This is a genomic window from Microlunatus antarcticus (assembly GCF_014193425.1).
GTDB lineage: Bacteria > Actinomycetota > Actinomycetes > Propionibacteriales > Propionibacteriaceae > Microlunatus > Microlunatus antarcticus.
Map to the genome: position 1 here is coordinate 1,413,166 of NZ_JACHZG010000001.1, position 13,108 is coordinate 1,426,273.

The 13,108-nt window shown below is 65.5% G+C and carries 13 protein-coding genes; 6 read left to right on the plus strand and 7 right to left on the minus strand.

From position 1 onward, the window contains the following. Nucleotides 1-163: 163 nt before the first annotated feature. The gene (locus FHX39_RS06525) at nucleotides 164-556 is read right to left on the minus strand and encodes a hypothetical protein (protein WP_183337315.1); all 393 of its coding nucleotides are present in this window, start codon (nucleotides 554-556) and stop codon (nucleotides 164-166) included. A gap of 425 nt (nucleotides 557-981) precedes the next feature. Next, on the minus strand, nucleotides 982-1,539 hold the full coding sequence (locus FHX39_RS06530; RefSeq protein WP_183337316.1) for a DUF805 domain-containing protein: 558 nt from the start codon (nucleotides 1,537-1,539) through the stop codon (nucleotides 982-984). A gap of 236 nt (nucleotides 1,540-1,775) precedes the next feature. Between FHX39_RS06530 and FHX39_RS21010 the strand changes: the two genes are divergently transcribed. Beyond that, nucleotides 1,776-2,285 carry a barstar family protein gene (locus FHX39_RS21010; RefSeq protein WP_183337317.1) on the plus strand — a complete coding sequence of 170 codons (510 nt, stop codon included), beginning with the start codon at nucleotides 1,776-1,778 and terminating at the stop codon, nucleotides 2,283-2,285. 126 nt (nucleotides 2,286-2,411) lie between these two features. Here FHX39_RS21010 and FHX39_RS06540 read toward each other — a convergent pair whose 3' ends face one another. After that, nucleotides 2,412-3,542 (minus strand): alpha/beta hydrolase family protein, encoded by a 1,131-nt coding sequence (locus FHX39_RS06540; RefSeq protein WP_183337318.1) that lies wholly within the window; start codon nucleotides 3,540-3,542, stop codon nucleotides 2,412-2,414. Nucleotides 3,543-3,638: 96 nt separating this feature from the next. On the opposite strand from FHX39_RS06540, the gene FHX39_RS06545 reads away from it, so the two are divergent. Then, nucleotides 3,639-4,175, plus strand: coding sequence for a GNAT family N-acetyltransferase (locus FHX39_RS06545; RefSeq protein ID WP_183337319.1), 537 nt, complete (start codon nucleotides 3,639-3,641; stop codon nucleotides 4,173-4,175). Nucleotides 4,176-4,757: 582 nt separating this feature from the next. Here FHX39_RS06545 and FHX39_RS06550 read toward each other — a convergent pair. Further along, nucleotides 4,758-5,540, minus strand: a complete 783-nt coding sequence (locus FHX39_RS06550) for an SDR family oxidoreductase (protein ID WP_183337320.1) — start codon at nucleotides 5,538-5,540, stop codon at nucleotides 4,758-4,760. Nucleotides 5,541-5,891: 351 nt separating this feature from the next. On the opposite strand from FHX39_RS06550, the gene FHX39_RS06555 reads away from it, so the two are divergent. Next, entirely contained in the window at nucleotides 5,892-6,908 is a 1,017-nt protein-coding gene (locus FHX39_RS06555; RefSeq protein ID WP_183337321.1) for a YaaC family protein, read from the plus strand. 838 nt (nucleotides 6,909-7,746) lie between these two features. Here FHX39_RS06555 and FHX39_RS06560 read toward each other — a convergent pair. Continuing rightward, entirely contained in the window at nucleotides 7,747-8,268 is a 522-nt protein-coding gene (locus FHX39_RS06560) for a hypothetical protein (RefSeq protein WP_183337322.1), read from the minus strand. 814 nt (nucleotides 8,269-9,082) lie between these two features. On the opposite strand from FHX39_RS06560, the gene FHX39_RS06565 reads away from it, so the two are divergent. Then, nucleotides 9,083-9,307: a hypothetical protein gene (locus FHX39_RS06565; protein WP_183337323.1), complete on the plus strand. Its 225-nt coding sequence runs from the start codon at nucleotides 9,083-9,085 to the stop codon at nucleotides 9,305-9,307. Nucleotides 9,308-9,878: 571 nt separating this feature from the next. Here the strand turns inward: FHX39_RS06565 and FHX39_RS06570 are convergent. Next, nucleotides 9,879-10,511, minus strand: a complete 633-nt coding sequence (locus tag FHX39_RS06570) for a hypothetical protein (protein WP_183337324.1) — start codon at nucleotides 10,509-10,511, stop codon at nucleotides 9,879-9,881. Between the two features lie 590 nt (nucleotides 10,512-11,101). On the opposite strand from FHX39_RS06570, the gene FHX39_RS06575 reads away from it, so the two are divergent. Then, nucleotides 11,102-11,542, plus strand: a complete 441-nt coding sequence (locus FHX39_RS06575) for a hypothetical protein (protein ID WP_183337325.1) — start codon at nucleotides 11,102-11,104, stop codon at nucleotides 11,540-11,542. A 27-nt stretch (nucleotides 11,543-11,569) separates the two neighbouring features. After that, nucleotides 11,570-11,716, plus strand: coding sequence for a hypothetical protein (locus FHX39_RS06580; protein WP_183337326.1), 147 nt, complete (start codon nucleotides 11,570-11,572; stop codon nucleotides 11,714-11,716). Between the two features lie 352 nt (nucleotides 11,717-12,068). Here the strand turns inward: FHX39_RS06580 and FHX39_RS06585 are convergent, their stop codons facing one another. Continuing rightward, the gene (locus FHX39_RS06585) at nucleotides 12,069-12,968 is read right to left on the minus strand and encodes an excalibur calcium-binding domain-containing protein (protein WP_183337327.1); all 900 of its coding nucleotides are present in this window, start codon (nucleotides 12,966-12,968) and stop codon (nucleotides 12,069-12,071) included. Nucleotides 12,969-13,108 lie beyond the last annotated feature (140 nt).

A 13,108-nucleotide genomic window follows, 5' to 3' on the forward strand; every position in this document is an offset into this window, starting at 1 on the left:
GCCATGGGATCGAGACGTGGGCGGGTGCGGCAGATCTGTCAAAGGTGTTAGCAGGTGGTCGATCGAGCCATGACTATGCATTCAGCAGTCGTGCTCGGGCGGATCTCCGGCTCGTAGCCGAGAGCTCGGGCGGTGGCGAGGCCTTCACTGCTGGCCGCTCGGATCACATTTTGAAGCGTGGCTGCGCCATGGTTGGCGGCGGTGGTTCCCAGTCAGTCAAGGACGGATCGCGCGATGCCCCGGCGCCGGTCGGCAACCACGAGGAGGCCGACGGTCTATTCCGTGATCGTTGGATAGCCCGTGATGCAGTCGAGGGCACCTGCCAAATCACCGTTGAGCCAATTCCGAGCAGTAGCTTGGAGTCGTAGTCGCGCCCTTCGGGTAGGGCGAGGAATGTGCTCACCGCGTCGGCGGACTGTGGCACACCAAAGTGCGTGCAGAAGTCGGCGAGGTCGTCGAACAACTCCTGCAGGAGTGGCCCGTCCTCGCCCTCCATCGGCGGAAGCCTCACGTCGTCGAGGTCGACCGGCCACAGCGGGTCGCTTTCCGGTGGCACGACCCAACCGTGGAACTGCCGCAACGAGTCCCCATTCTTAAGGCCGACCGGAACACTCGCCATCCGATGTGCCAAGCAATCAGCCTCGTTGGGCATTCGGTAGTCGCGTCGCGGTGTCCGTCTGCAACTAGTTCACCGAGGTCGGTAGACGTGCCGTAAGCCGTCCGTCCTGCGGGCGCCGGCTGACTCCGTAAGGGGACGTTTACCGGGACAGCGGGCTGCGCTGTAAGCGGTAGGTCGACCAAGAATCAAGTTCACGTCAGATTTCGAGGTACTGGCCGAGGAAGGCGAGTTGGGCGGGAGCAAGGCGTCGCCAGTAGTTGTCGTCGTGAGCGCCAGTTCGGGGCCCGCCGGTCGGCGCAGCAGGTCGAGGACCCGCGGGGGCATCGGGAGGTCGCTCACCCGGCCGCGGGGGCGTGGAGGTCTCAGCCGGTGGCGGCGTGGTCGAACCGCTGGCCGGCGGGCACCGGCGCCGAGACGTCGAAGATGATCAGCACCACCGACCCGATCGCCGAGACGATCATCGCACCCGCTTTGAGCGCGGCGTCGCTCGGCGCCAGGGGCGCGGGGCGGGCCATCTCGGCGAGGGTCTGGGGCACGAACCGGACCTGCACCTCCGAGGCGACGAAGACCGCGAGCGTCAACAGCTGCCACCAGCCGGTGCGGTTGATGTCGTGGAGCCGCCGGACGCCCAGCGCCGCCGCAGGTACGACCGTGGCCGCCGTCCACATCAGCCAGGGCAGCGAGGTCGGGCGTAGCGAGAGCAGCGGCGTGGAGAAGTAGGCCTCGAGCCCGCCGAGTCGGGCGAAGCGGACTCCCTCTAGGACGAACGAGACCACGATCGAGGTCAGCGCCCACCACCAGTACTCCGCCCGCCCGGCACGACCCGAGAAGGTGGCGTACTTCCGCCAGAACCGGCTGATCGCCTGGGGAAGCGTCGCCCCGTAGAGGGGCTGGTCGAGGGGGACGTCACGGGGCGGCACGGCGGCTCCAAGTCAGGGTGAGACCACGACACTCCCACGGTCGGCGGTCGCGCGCAGGACGCCGAGCCAAGCCGTGAGGACGCGCGGCTCGATGGCGCCCGAGGCCACGTAAGCCGGCCGTCATACGGAGCACACGCAGCGACCGACCACCAACACCTACTGCTGCGTTGCTGGCACTCGCTCTGTTACGCCTATCAACCTTTGCTGCGTCGCTGAGCCCGTGATCCGATAGTGAGGTGGTCGCCTTCGAGCTCGACGCGGAGCTTACGCATCCGCTGGACTTCCTGCTGCTGCAGAACGGGCCGATCAACCTGGTAACGCCACAGCGACTATCCGCACTGGTCGGTCAGCTCGCCGGCCTCGGCTACCAGGTCATCCACCTGCCCGCTGCGAGCTGGTCAGACGACGCCGACCTGTTCCGATCCATCGCCGCTCAGCTGGACTTCCCTGACTACTTCGGGCACAACTACCCGGCGCTGGACGAGTGCCTGTCCGACTTCGCTCATGGTGATTTTGGCTGGTCTCCGGCCGCCGACCGAGGCGTTGCCGTCGCCGTCCACGACTTCGAGCAGTTCAGTGAGGCCGAGAGCTATGCCGCAGACCGACTCCTCAACTACGCCGTCGACAGCGCACGTTACGGCGCTCTGTTCGGCCACCGTCTGCTTTGGCTAGTGGAGGCCACCACAAACTTCCACCCTCAGCCGGTCGGCGCGCGCAAACCGCTGTGGGTCAAGGTCAACAACTGAGATTTGCTCCGCACACGCACGCCGACAGCGCTCGTGAGGCGCGCGGGAGCCGACCGTCGTGCGGAGCACGCAGAACGCCGTCGTGTGGGAAGGCCCGTGGTCCTGCGGTTCCGAGGTCGGGCTACTTCAGGGGAGCCCCCAGGATCTTGCCAACCGCTTCAATGCCGCTAGGTGTGCGGGCGAGCTGAAGAGATGGTCCTCGTCGGGGTAGACGACCAGGTCGCTGTCCACCCCAGCCCGGGTTAGTGCTGCGTGCCATGCTGCAGAGTCGGCTCGGACGTTGGACTGTCCGCCGCTGATGATGGTGAGGGGTGTCGTGACCGCTTCGGGGCGGCTCATGGGTGAAGCGCCGTCCCACAGGTCAGGGCGGGCTTCGGGCGTGCAGCCGCGGAAGAAGATCTGGATGTGTCGGGTGTTGCCGGTGAAGGTGCGGACGTCGGCGGGGCCGTCCCAGCAGGCTGCGGCAGCGAAGGGGTGTTGGCGGGTGACGATCCGGTTCACCAGGTAGCCGCCGGCGCTGAACCCGTAGACATAGAGGCGAGCAGGATCGGCGATGCCTGCTGTTACCAGCTGATCAACGCCGTCGAGCACCCCGTCGGCGTCGAGGTCCCGCTCGGGCATCCCGACGGAGCGCAGCGGTTCCCACATCATCTTCTCGCCGAGGATCCCGCTGCCTGCATAGTCGGACTGCAACAGCGCGGCGCCGTGCTTCGTCCAGAACGCTGAGTCCCCGACCTCACCTACCCTCAGCCCGAACCAGGGGCCTCCGTGGAGGTAGACGACGAGCGGGTGAGGCCCCCGGCCAGTTGGTGTGGCCAGCAGGCCTTCGAACGTCCCCCCGCGCGTTGGCCACCCGACTCGGCGAATAGGGGTAGGCGTTGCGTCGGGGGGCGCGTTGGGCGGGTCTGTGTCTAGTTCGCCGCCGATCGTCCAGGCCGCCGTACGGCGTGATCCGTCGAGCCCAACACGGGTCAGCGCGAAGCGGTCACCACTGCGTGCGGGGTCCACCGCCCAGGAAGCCTCGTCGTCCTCGGGCGTGACAGGAAAGATGGCGCCGGCGTCGGTTACCGCGACGACCCCGACACGGAGTCCACGACAGATCGTGACGAGGCAGCCCCACTTAGGTACGTCGATCACATCGCCCACACGGTGACCGCGCAAAGACTCGACCACCGCGCCATCGCGGTCTGTCACCAGGTGCCACATCGGCACCGCCCGCCGGTAAGCGTTTCGCCAGGAGAAGGCTGCCTGACCCATTCAGGGACGCTAACAGGGACTCCGTGGCAGCGTCCGGTTCGACGTTGTGCGGAGCACGCAAGCCGATCGTCCCTAGTCCTCCCGCAGACTGGCGTGATGCCTGTTACTCGCCTGCTCACCCTTGAGGACGCCCCCGTGCTTGCTCGGCTGCTCAGGGATAACCGCGCCTTCCTCGAGCCGTGGCAGCCGGCTCGACGCGACGAGTACTTCACCGAACGTGCTCAGCAGCAGGTCGCCGCCAAGGCCTTGCAGGACTACGACCAGCAGTTGAGCGTGCCGCTCGTGATCCAGGACGCCGGCCGCGTGGCAGGGACGATCACCCTGCAGTCGATCATCCGCGGCTCATTCCAGTCGTGCAGCGTCGGCTACTGGATCGCCGAAGAAGAACAAGGCAAAGGCCTGGCTACGACGGCCCTCCACGAAGCCGTGGACCTGGCCTTCCACGAGCTACGGCTACACCGCATCCAAGCCGAGACACTTCCCAAGAACGAGCGGTCCCAGCAGGTACTGAACAGGCTGGGCTTTGTCGCCTACGGCAATGCCCAGAACTACCTCAAGATCGCCGGCACCTGGCAGGACTGCACCCTGTACCAACTGCTCACGCCCGACCCCGCACTCGTCAGCCCGGAGTAACAGCACCGAGGCGAGCAACGAAGACGGTTCTCTACTCGGGCTCGAGACGCGCAACCCGACCGTCGTGCGGAGCACGCAAGCCGACCGTCGTGCGGAGCACGCAAGCCCACCCCCGCGCCAAGGGCACGCAGCCGGGCATACTGACGGCAGTGGTGTACGAGCCCGTGCAGGGGTGCACCATGGGTCTGTGACCGCGCGCCAGCACCTCCGCCAGGTAGCTCTGCCGGCCGAAGAACTTGGCTTCGAGAGCCTATCGTTCACCGATCGGGGTGCGCTCAGGCTGAAGGCCAGCACCGCGCGGCCGCCGGAACACGGAAGTGGTGGCACTGCAGGAGTACGTGAACCGCGAAGCCCCGCTCCCTCGAGTTCGCCACAGTCGGCGAGCGTCGAGTAGCAACTTCTTCCCGCACACCGACAAGAACTCCGACAACGTTCGCTAGACGCCGAGTCTCGGGACAAACTGCCGTCGCGTCCGGGCGGCAACCTACCGTTGCACTTAGCGCGCAAGCCCTGCGTGCGGTATTGCCGCCGCACAGTGGACGGCTCGACGCGACACGCCGAGGCGGTACTTGGCGGGTGGACTCAGGCGCCTAACAGGGACCAGCCGCCGTCGGACGCGATGACCTGACCTGTCACCCATTCGGCTTCGTCGCTGACCAACCAGCCGACGAGTCGGGCGATGTCTTGCGGGGTGCTTGCTCGCCCTCCGGGGTTGCGCTCTGCCACCCATGCCCAGGCGGCGGCGTCGGCGTAGCCGGTGTTGTTCGGTCCAGGGTTGACGCAGTTGACCGTGATCCCGCGCGCGATGAGGTGAGCGGCGAGTGTCGGTGTCAATTCCCGCAGCGCTGCCTTGGACGCGATGTACGGCAGCTCGGCCGGCATCACGCCGTGGTACTGCCCGGAGGTGAACAGCACGATCCGGCCTCCAGGACCTGCCGCGTACTGGGCGGCGAACTCCTGCACGAGCAACAGCGTGGCGCGGGTGTTGACGGCGTAGGTGAGGTCGAGCTCGGCGGCGGTGATCTCCTCGAGCGATTGCCTCGCACTACGTGCGTGGTTGGCGATCACGACATCGAGGCGCCCGAACGACTCTCGGGCCGCAGCGACAAGACGTGCTGGGGTCTCGGGGTCCGCGACATCTGCGCTGATGTGGACGAGGTTTGCGCCCTCAGCGCGGAACTCGTCGACCAGTTGCTCCACCCCGCCAGGATCGGCACGGTCCCCGTCGGCCGCGGCCCAGGAGTGCACGAGAACGGCGACGCCGTCAGCGGCGAGACGTCGCACGATCGCCGCCCCGATAGCGGAGCGGCGACTGGCGCCCGTCACCAGGGCGACTCGACCCGTAGATCGTGCAGGTGAGGTCATGCCGGAACCCTAGAACCGGCAAAGCGCCAAGCTGCGCAAGCCGACCCTCCTGCGACGCATGGCGGCCCTCGGTCGAACTGCGTGTTCGAGGTGAGGGCCGACTGCTGAGGACTCAAACGCTCGGCCCAAGGCGGCAACAGCAGCTGACGTTAGGTCGAACGAGGCGAGCCATTCCTCGGCATCCTGGAGGCTGGCCCAGGCCACTCGCTCGACGTTGCGTTGAACCTAACGGCATCGTCACGCGCTTCGACCTCGTCGTCGCCCGGCGGCGGCCTCCTTGACTAGCAAGTGCGTGGTCGTCCATGGCCGGCGTAGTGGCGTAGGCCGTTGCGGCCTGAGAGAGACTTCCTCATGGTCATCCTCGTGTCCGCCTCCGGATCACGGCCCCTTAATGCCGAGCTGCGAGAAAGCCTGCAGCTCAGAGCCATGCGGGCGTCGCCACCAGGGCGGGCATCTAAGGGCGAGCGTCGGAAAGTGTTTTGCACAGCACTGGAGCAGTCCGAGCAGTTGCTCAATGCCGCAGCGCAGACGCCTGCAGATGTCCGCCCAATGCTGGTGTTTTACGGCCTTGCTCAAGGCGTTAGGGCCTTGTTCGCCTGTGCTCCGGGTATCCCCGACCGAGACTTCCGCACCAAGGGCCATGGGCTCCGCGAGCGAAACCTGCGCGGCTCGCTCAGGTCCATTTCTGTCGAGACCACTGGTAGGGGCATGTTCGCGGTGCTGTGTCAGCTGTTTGACTTCACGGAGTTCGAAGCGCCCGTCACCTTTGAGCAGCTGTGGGCGGCCAACCCGCACCTGTTCCAGCGCCGGTTGGCCGGTTCGGAGCAACCGCCATCGGTCACCGCAGGCTGCATGCTCGACCACACCATCGACTCAGAGATGGCCGTCATGACCTTGGGGTCCCTCGGCAGCGAGGTGGGCGACCGCTTGCTGACCCGATCGGACGTGGCCGACTACGTGCGATCGACCTATGGCCCCTACCCTTTCGACGTCTTCCCCCTGGAAGAACGCTCGAAGTTTCTTTTCAAGTACCCGAGGGAACCATGGGTTGATCTCTCCGTGTCGGTCTCTCGCGATCAACACGAGATGGCTGTCGCATACCTAGACGCGCGCCAGGCTCGAGTCGGTTACAACACATGGATCCTTCCTCGTATCGGCGGCGTCCTTCCGAAGCCGAACGCCTTGGTGCTCTGGTGGGCTCTGTTCTTCAGCCTTTCGATTCGTGCCCGTTACGAGCCCGAGGGGTGGACCAAAGACCTTGACCTCGACTCCAGCCCGGTGGCTGTGCAACTTCAGGACGTTCTCGATGACGCCCCGTCGAGGTGCCATGCCCTTCTCCTTGAGGCCATCAAGGAGGTGTGTTCGTAGGCCGTCCGTCGTGCGGAGCACGCAACCCGACCGTCGTGCGGACGCCCTCTCTTGCCCTGCGGCACTCCCGTGCTTGCGTGCCTCTGGAAGACGGCACTCCGCACCGCTGGGAAACGGCCAAGGACCTAGCCCGCCCACGGTGCTCTCTCCGCCGCGGTACTCCTCGACCCAGGTCGACCCACCGGCTCCACCCGGCTCATTGCCGCCGGTCGTCCAGTGAAGGGGCACGTCCGAGCCATACGTCGCATCGACCGTGAACGACTGACCGGTAGTAGAGGGCACCTCCGCTGCCGTCACCCCCGGCACGATCTCGTAGACCAGTTCGATCAGCTGGCACACCTCATTCGCGGTCTGGTCGCGCGAGGTCAAGTCGTCGTTGGACCAGCCCTGGTCGGCGAGGCCCCGAACGACGACAACGTGTCCGGGAAGCAGGTACTCCCCGCAACTCACGTCGAAGTCCATCAGCATCGCGGTGGGCAGGCGAGACGACCGAGGCGGCAGGGGCATAAGTACGACTGTCGCAGGTCCGACCGCCTGTAGGCAGAGACTCAGGTCTTGCGACGGTCATCCCTACTGGCGCTTGTGCTGCGTGCTCCGTACGACCGTCAGCTTGCGTGCTCCGCACGACGGTCGTCTCGTGGACCGTGGACGGGCTACCGGTGAAGCGGTACGCGCGCTTCCTCCGGGCAGGCCCAAAGTCGGCTATGGGACGTTCCAGGCCCAGGGGCATCGAGTCGGAAGGGACTACGGCGAGCGCACGCGCTGCCGAGCTACTTGCATCACCCAAGGGCGCGCGAGAAGCATCGAGGCCGCCCACCAACTACGGGGGGCCATCGATTCAGATCGATGGCGGTACCGACCCCGGTGCCATTGATGGGACTTCCCTATCGGCGGGCTCGGGGCCGGGGGGAGAATCGTGGCTAGGCCCGCGACAATCGTCACGTGCGCCCTTGCCTGTCTGGCTACCCCCAGGCTTGGCTCCGGACACAGGCTTTGCTTGGTACCGCCCCCAGTAGGACTGGTAAGTGGAGAGCGCCACGAAGAACAGGACGCAGGCGATCGCCCCCGCGATCATGCCGTGGTTCGAGCCCGTCGTAGCGAGCTTGTCCTCGGCTGCATGCTTACAGTCCCACGCTTTCCAGTAAGCAAGCAGCGTCGGTGCTTCTTCGGGGACAGTACACACCTCGGGACGCGCGGAACTCAGCTGCTGAGCCGGATAGGCGGAGCCGACATCAATGATGAAGCCATACACCAAGGCGTACGCCGCTCGGGTCACCCAGCCCAGCGGCTCCTCGTGAATCGTCTCCGGAGTCGGCCAGCTAAAGACCAGCACGACGAGCAGCACGACGATGGCCGTCACGAGATTGACGTACGTCCACGCACCCGCTTGGAACAGGGGCCCGGCCCCGACAGCAAAAACGGCCACGAGCAGCGCAGCTGGATGGTCTTGTGACGCATGTGCTCCCGCTCCTCCGTAGTGAAGGTCTTGAGCTCAGAAGGTAGCGACCCCGATGGCCACGGCTGAAGGGCCTGTCCATTCGCCCCGCACGACGGTCGGTCAGCGTGCTCCGCACGACGGTCGGCTTGCGTGCTCCGCACGACGGTCGGCATGCGGGCTCCCCACCGAGTTAGACATCGAGCCATTGGCCTGCAGGGGCGGTCCCTGATTCCCTACTGTGTCCGAGTGCCCGATCGCATCATGTTCGTCCAGGTGAAGACCGGGTTCCCAATAGACCAAGGACCTTGCTGGGTCTGCCGCGTGAACTTCTCGAGAAGCTGGCAGTCAGCACGCTTCCACGGCCTGAACCTGCGGCGCGAGAGCGGCTTTGAGAGCAACTTTGTCGATCTTGAGTCAGGCGACAAGTGGTGGGTCTCAGGTCCAAGGCGCGACCGAAGCGACGCGCGATAGTGCGCAGCAGCCCACCGTCGACGACGACGTCCGCCACGAGTACGAGGCCTTCCTTGCAGGCGCATCCCTGCCGGGACGGGAGAACGGATAGCTGGCCGCCCCTCGGGCGGTCGTCGAAGGGGCCGGCTTGCGTGCGTCCCGCATGACGGTCTGCTTGCGTCCTTCGCGCGAGGGTCGCCCTATGTGCTGACCGTCAGGGGTGGGGTGCAGACCCCAGCCCCCCGATTCAGCCACCTGACAGGCCACCTTCAGCCACACTGCTGGCATGGACGTACTGCTCGCCGCGAGCCTTGTGTTCTTCGCTGTCGGTATTGGCTTGATCATCACTGGCCGGTGGCGGGTTGTAAACAGCCTGGACGATGGCACGTACACCGCGCGTCCTCGAATGCGAACAACCTGGATCGGTCTGGCGGCGGCAGTGGCTGGCGCCCTGCTCCTGATCGCCTTCATCGCAATCAGCATGACACTGCCGAACGCGGTAGCCGCCTAAGCGGCAGTCTCGACCAACGTCGGGCACGCGTGTTGCACATGACGGACGGCTTACGGGGCACTGTGAACGAGCCTGGTGCTGCGTGCTTCACGCGACGGTTCGACCTACCAACGTCTAGCACGATCGTTGATTCTTGATCTCCGGCGTCGGCCGACGCCTCGGCCTACGCTGCTCTCATGCCACGCGAGGACGAGCAAGAGGACGAGGACACGGGCCGTCCCTCCAGACGCGACATCTGGACGAGCGGCTGGGCGGGGACCCCTGGGATTCTCGCTGCCTCACTGATAGTGATCGGCGTCTTGAATCTCACTCTGCACCGTTGGACGACCGCAATCCTCGCTTTTGCCTGTGCTCTGATGTTGTTGTTTGGTGCTTTCGTATTGGACCTGCCTAAGTCGCGCTAGTCCCTCAAGTTGGCTCGCGCTCAGCATGACGGTGGTCCTGCGTGCTCCGCATGACGGTCGGCTTGCGGAACTGTTGTGAGAGGCAACCACGGTGAGCGAGTCGTCAGAGTGATGTTCCACGAGAATGGAGTTGACGTGCATGGGCCATCGCGAGGGTCCCGCGACAGTCAGAACGTAATGACGGCGCTGGCGGCGGCGTGGAGCCAGCCTGAAATCGTCCCTTCGCCGGTGCGGACTTCGAGGCGCTCAGCGAGCGCCTCGAAGATCTCGTCGTGGAACGCGAGTAGGTAGTGGTTGAGATCGTGGGAGAGCCGGCCGGGATGCGAACTCGGATGACCCGCGTCGATGCGATCCTCCTCTGCGAGCCAGGGTGAATTGTGGACGATGTGGGCTTCGTAGGGAGCCAAGCCGCGACCTGCGAGCGGGTGGCCGTCGAGACCCTCGTCGTTCGGGCCGCCGAACTTGATGGAGGCACAGGAGTAGAAAGTGAACTGAAGCAGCGGCCTGCTGTCGACATCCGCTGCAGACACTGACCTGGCAGAGGTGCCGTCCCAGGGCGCCGGATCGGCTGCGAAGCAGATCAGGTCGGCGCGTGTCCCGTTGGAGATGACATGCGGCAGTGGTGCACCGACGTCCCACGCAGGGAGCTCGATCCGCTCGGCCCAGGGCTCGCCTCGTGCTGCGACGAGTCGTCTTTCGGCCTGGTACACGTCCAGGAGAGCTTGCTGATCTTGGTAGCTGGACGAGGACCACCGCTCCTGCGCCTCCACCAACGCTGCGACAACGGAGTCATCAGTCACGTTCCAATTCTCGCGCACGCGATCGACCAGCAACCCGGGCTGCTCCAGTCCTTCGTTGGACGCCCTACACCAAGGGCTCGGCGCTGAGCCATCAGGTAACCGAGCTCTCAGCGTGCGCCGCAGGACGGTCGGCTTCCGTGCCCCGCGGCACTGTTGATCAGCGTGCCTTGCAGAAGGGTACTTAGTCGTGATTCGTCGGACGGTGCTGGTGCTCTGAGGCGTCGCCAGCCGCCCTTCGCCGATGGACGTTGATGTAGATCGTTGTGAAGACGAGAGCCGGTAGGTAGCTGAGAAACTTGAACCGAGGGATCAGTGGCTCGATGACGAAGGTCCCCAGCGCAATGAGCGCGAGCGTGGCGACGACGCCGACGATGAGGGTTGAGGTCCTCACGTTCCCGTTTTCATCCATGGCAGTGAGCATCGCACCGAAGCCCTTGCCGAGCTCACTTAAGCAGTGCGGTCGGCTCGCGTGCTCCGCTCGACGGTCGCACATGCCCAAGTGGGGTCCGGTGCGGCGCTGCCTCCGAGCCGTTGCTAGCAACTTCACCTTGCTCGCCTCAGCGTGGCCGGGTTATGTAGAGGATGTGTCCATGACTGGAGCCACCGCCAAGCCTCAAGGCGTCAGCCGAGGAGCGGTCTTAGTGATGGCAGCCATCCTGGCGCTAGTACTCAGTCTGGTCCTGATCATCGTGCTTGGGCTCCGCGTCCTCGGGCTACCCGTGCTGTTCAACCGAGTTTCTGACCACGGGGACCGCGTCAGCATCGAAGTCCCTACTGGTTGGCGCGTCGAGACCCCGCCTAACGGCGGACAGATCACTACGGACAACGGCAGCTCGGGAGAAGGCGAGCCATACCGGATCTCGGACATCCACGCCCAGAGCTGGGTCGGTGGCAGTGGCACCACGTACTTCGACGTCGAAGTCGGACCTGCCCCGGCGGGTGGCGAGGGCGACGACCAAAGCACCTGGGTCGCTGATACCTGCAAGGTCTTGATCAACTGTGTGTCCGACCAACCTGTGCGGCAGGTGTAACTGGGCGGAGAGCCAGCAAGAGCACAGGTGCTTAGCGTCAACGGAGCCACGCTCTACGTCGCAACCGTCCGGCATGACGGCAACCTCGTCCGCTACCTCGGTTACAGCGACGTCGCCCTTGACCGCGGCCGTGAACTCGGCAACGTCTCGGACTCCATCCGCTTCGTGCGCTGATGTAGGCGTTCTTGCGGTAGCACGTCAGACCGCCGAGCGTCGTGCCGCAGGACGGTGGGCGCGCGTGCTCCGCACGACGGTCGGCAACGCGTGCTCCGCACGACGATGGTCCTGCGTGCTCCGCACGACGATGGTCACCTCAGCTTCTGGCTTCAGTCGGCTGGCGTTGGGCTCTACGCCGGTAAACTCAGAGTCGACCTTCAGGATCAGAGCGCTCTGTGGGCTCCTGCCTGAGGGGCTATGAGCGCAAGCCGACCGTCGTGCGGAGCACGCAAGCCGACCGTCCTGCGAGAACAAGGCCTAGTGATGCGAAGACCCCTGCCCGACATCTCGGCAGGGGTCTCGTGTGCGGTCAGCGCTTCTCGCAGGCCACGCCGTCCTCGTCGGGGTCGAGCTTCTTGTTCTTCTTGTAGGTGTTCGTGTCGCGCGTCCAGTTGTTCACGCCCAGCCCCTTCTCGCGCCCGCCAGCCCTGCCCACCCCGTACGCGTAGATCTCGTTGAGCGCGGAGCAGCTCGCGTAGGACTTCGGCTTGAGCTTCTTCACGACGATGTGATCCCCGTGCGAAGTTGCCTCTGCCAGCGTGGGCGATCCTGTGAAGGCGTAGCGGAACGACCCCGAGGTGGTGGACGGCAGGGTGGTCTTCAAGACGCCCTTGTCGTCTGCGGTGACGGTTCGCACGTACAGGTAGTTGCCTCCGTCGACCTTGAAGCGGAGGTCGGCCTGCGCCTGGGGCCACCTCTTGCCGTCGCGTTCGATCGTGCCCTTGACGGTGATCCTCTTTCCTTGGGCCACCTTCTCCGGCGAAGCATTGATCGTGAGCTTGACCGTCTTCAGCAGCGGCGCCGGCACGGTGACCTGCTGGAACAAGGCTTGGGTCACCTGGTCAGGGATGGTCGTCACCAAGACGGCGTTCCACGTTCCGACCGGGAACCCGCTCGAACCTTTCGGGACGTCCAGCCGCACCCCCACGGGAGCGTCCGTGTCGCCGTGGCACACCACTGGTGCACTTCCCTTGGCCTCCACACCTTCCACGGTCAGCGACACGTTGATGACGGTGCCGGGCCCGTAGCAGGTGTAGCGCAAGGACACGCCTGCGACCCTGGTGTCCTGGATGTACGGCGCCTCCTCCGTGGCGATGAACGCCGGCTCGTGCGGGCCCGGGCTGGGTGCTGCCGTGGCGGTCGAGGGAACCATCACCAGTGCGAGGGCTGCTGCGGCAAGTACCGCGGAGAGCGCGGGGCGCTTGAACATGAGGTACTCGCTCTCGTCGGGAAACTGAGCAAACTGTAGAACAGCCTCAGGGGCAGCGCGGACCCCGCGCGTGCCGGCCGACGGCGTGGACCTGAGGATGAGCCAGCCAGGCGCAGAGCGTGCCTGGCCAGCCAGGACGA

What these genes read in the sequence shown, in the direction of transcription:
- FHX39_RS06540 (WP_183337318.1), bottom strand. Translation starts at nt 3,542, where the DNA reads ATGGGTCAGGCAGCCTTCTCCTGGCGAAACGCTTACCGGCGGGCGGTG.
- FHX39_RS06545 (WP_183337319.1), top strand. Translation starts at nt 3,639, where the DNA reads ATGCCTGTTACTCGCCTGCTCACCCTTGAGGACGCCCCCGTGCTTGCT.
- FHX39_RS06550 (WP_183337320.1), bottom strand. Translation starts at nt 5,540, where the DNA reads ATGACCTCACCTGCACGATCTACGGGTCGAGTCGCCCTGGTGACGGGC.
- FHX39_RS06555 (WP_183337321.1), top strand. Translation starts at nt 5,892, where the DNA reads ATGGTCATCCTCGTGTCCGCCTCCGGATCACGGCCCCTTAATGCCGAG.
- FHX39_RS06565 (WP_183337323.1), top strand. Translation starts at nt 9,083, where the DNA reads ATGGACGTACTGCTCGCCGCGAGCCTTGTGTTCTTCGCTGTCGGTATT.
- FHX39_RS06575 (WP_183337325.1), top strand. Translation starts at nt 11,102, where the DNA reads ATGACTGGAGCCACCGCCAAGCCTCAAGGCGTCAGCCGAGGAGCGGTC.
- FHX39_RS06585 (WP_183337327.1), bottom strand. Translation starts at nt 12,968, where the DNA reads ATGTTCAAGCGCCCCGCGCTCTCCGCGGTACTTGCCGCAGCAGCCCTC.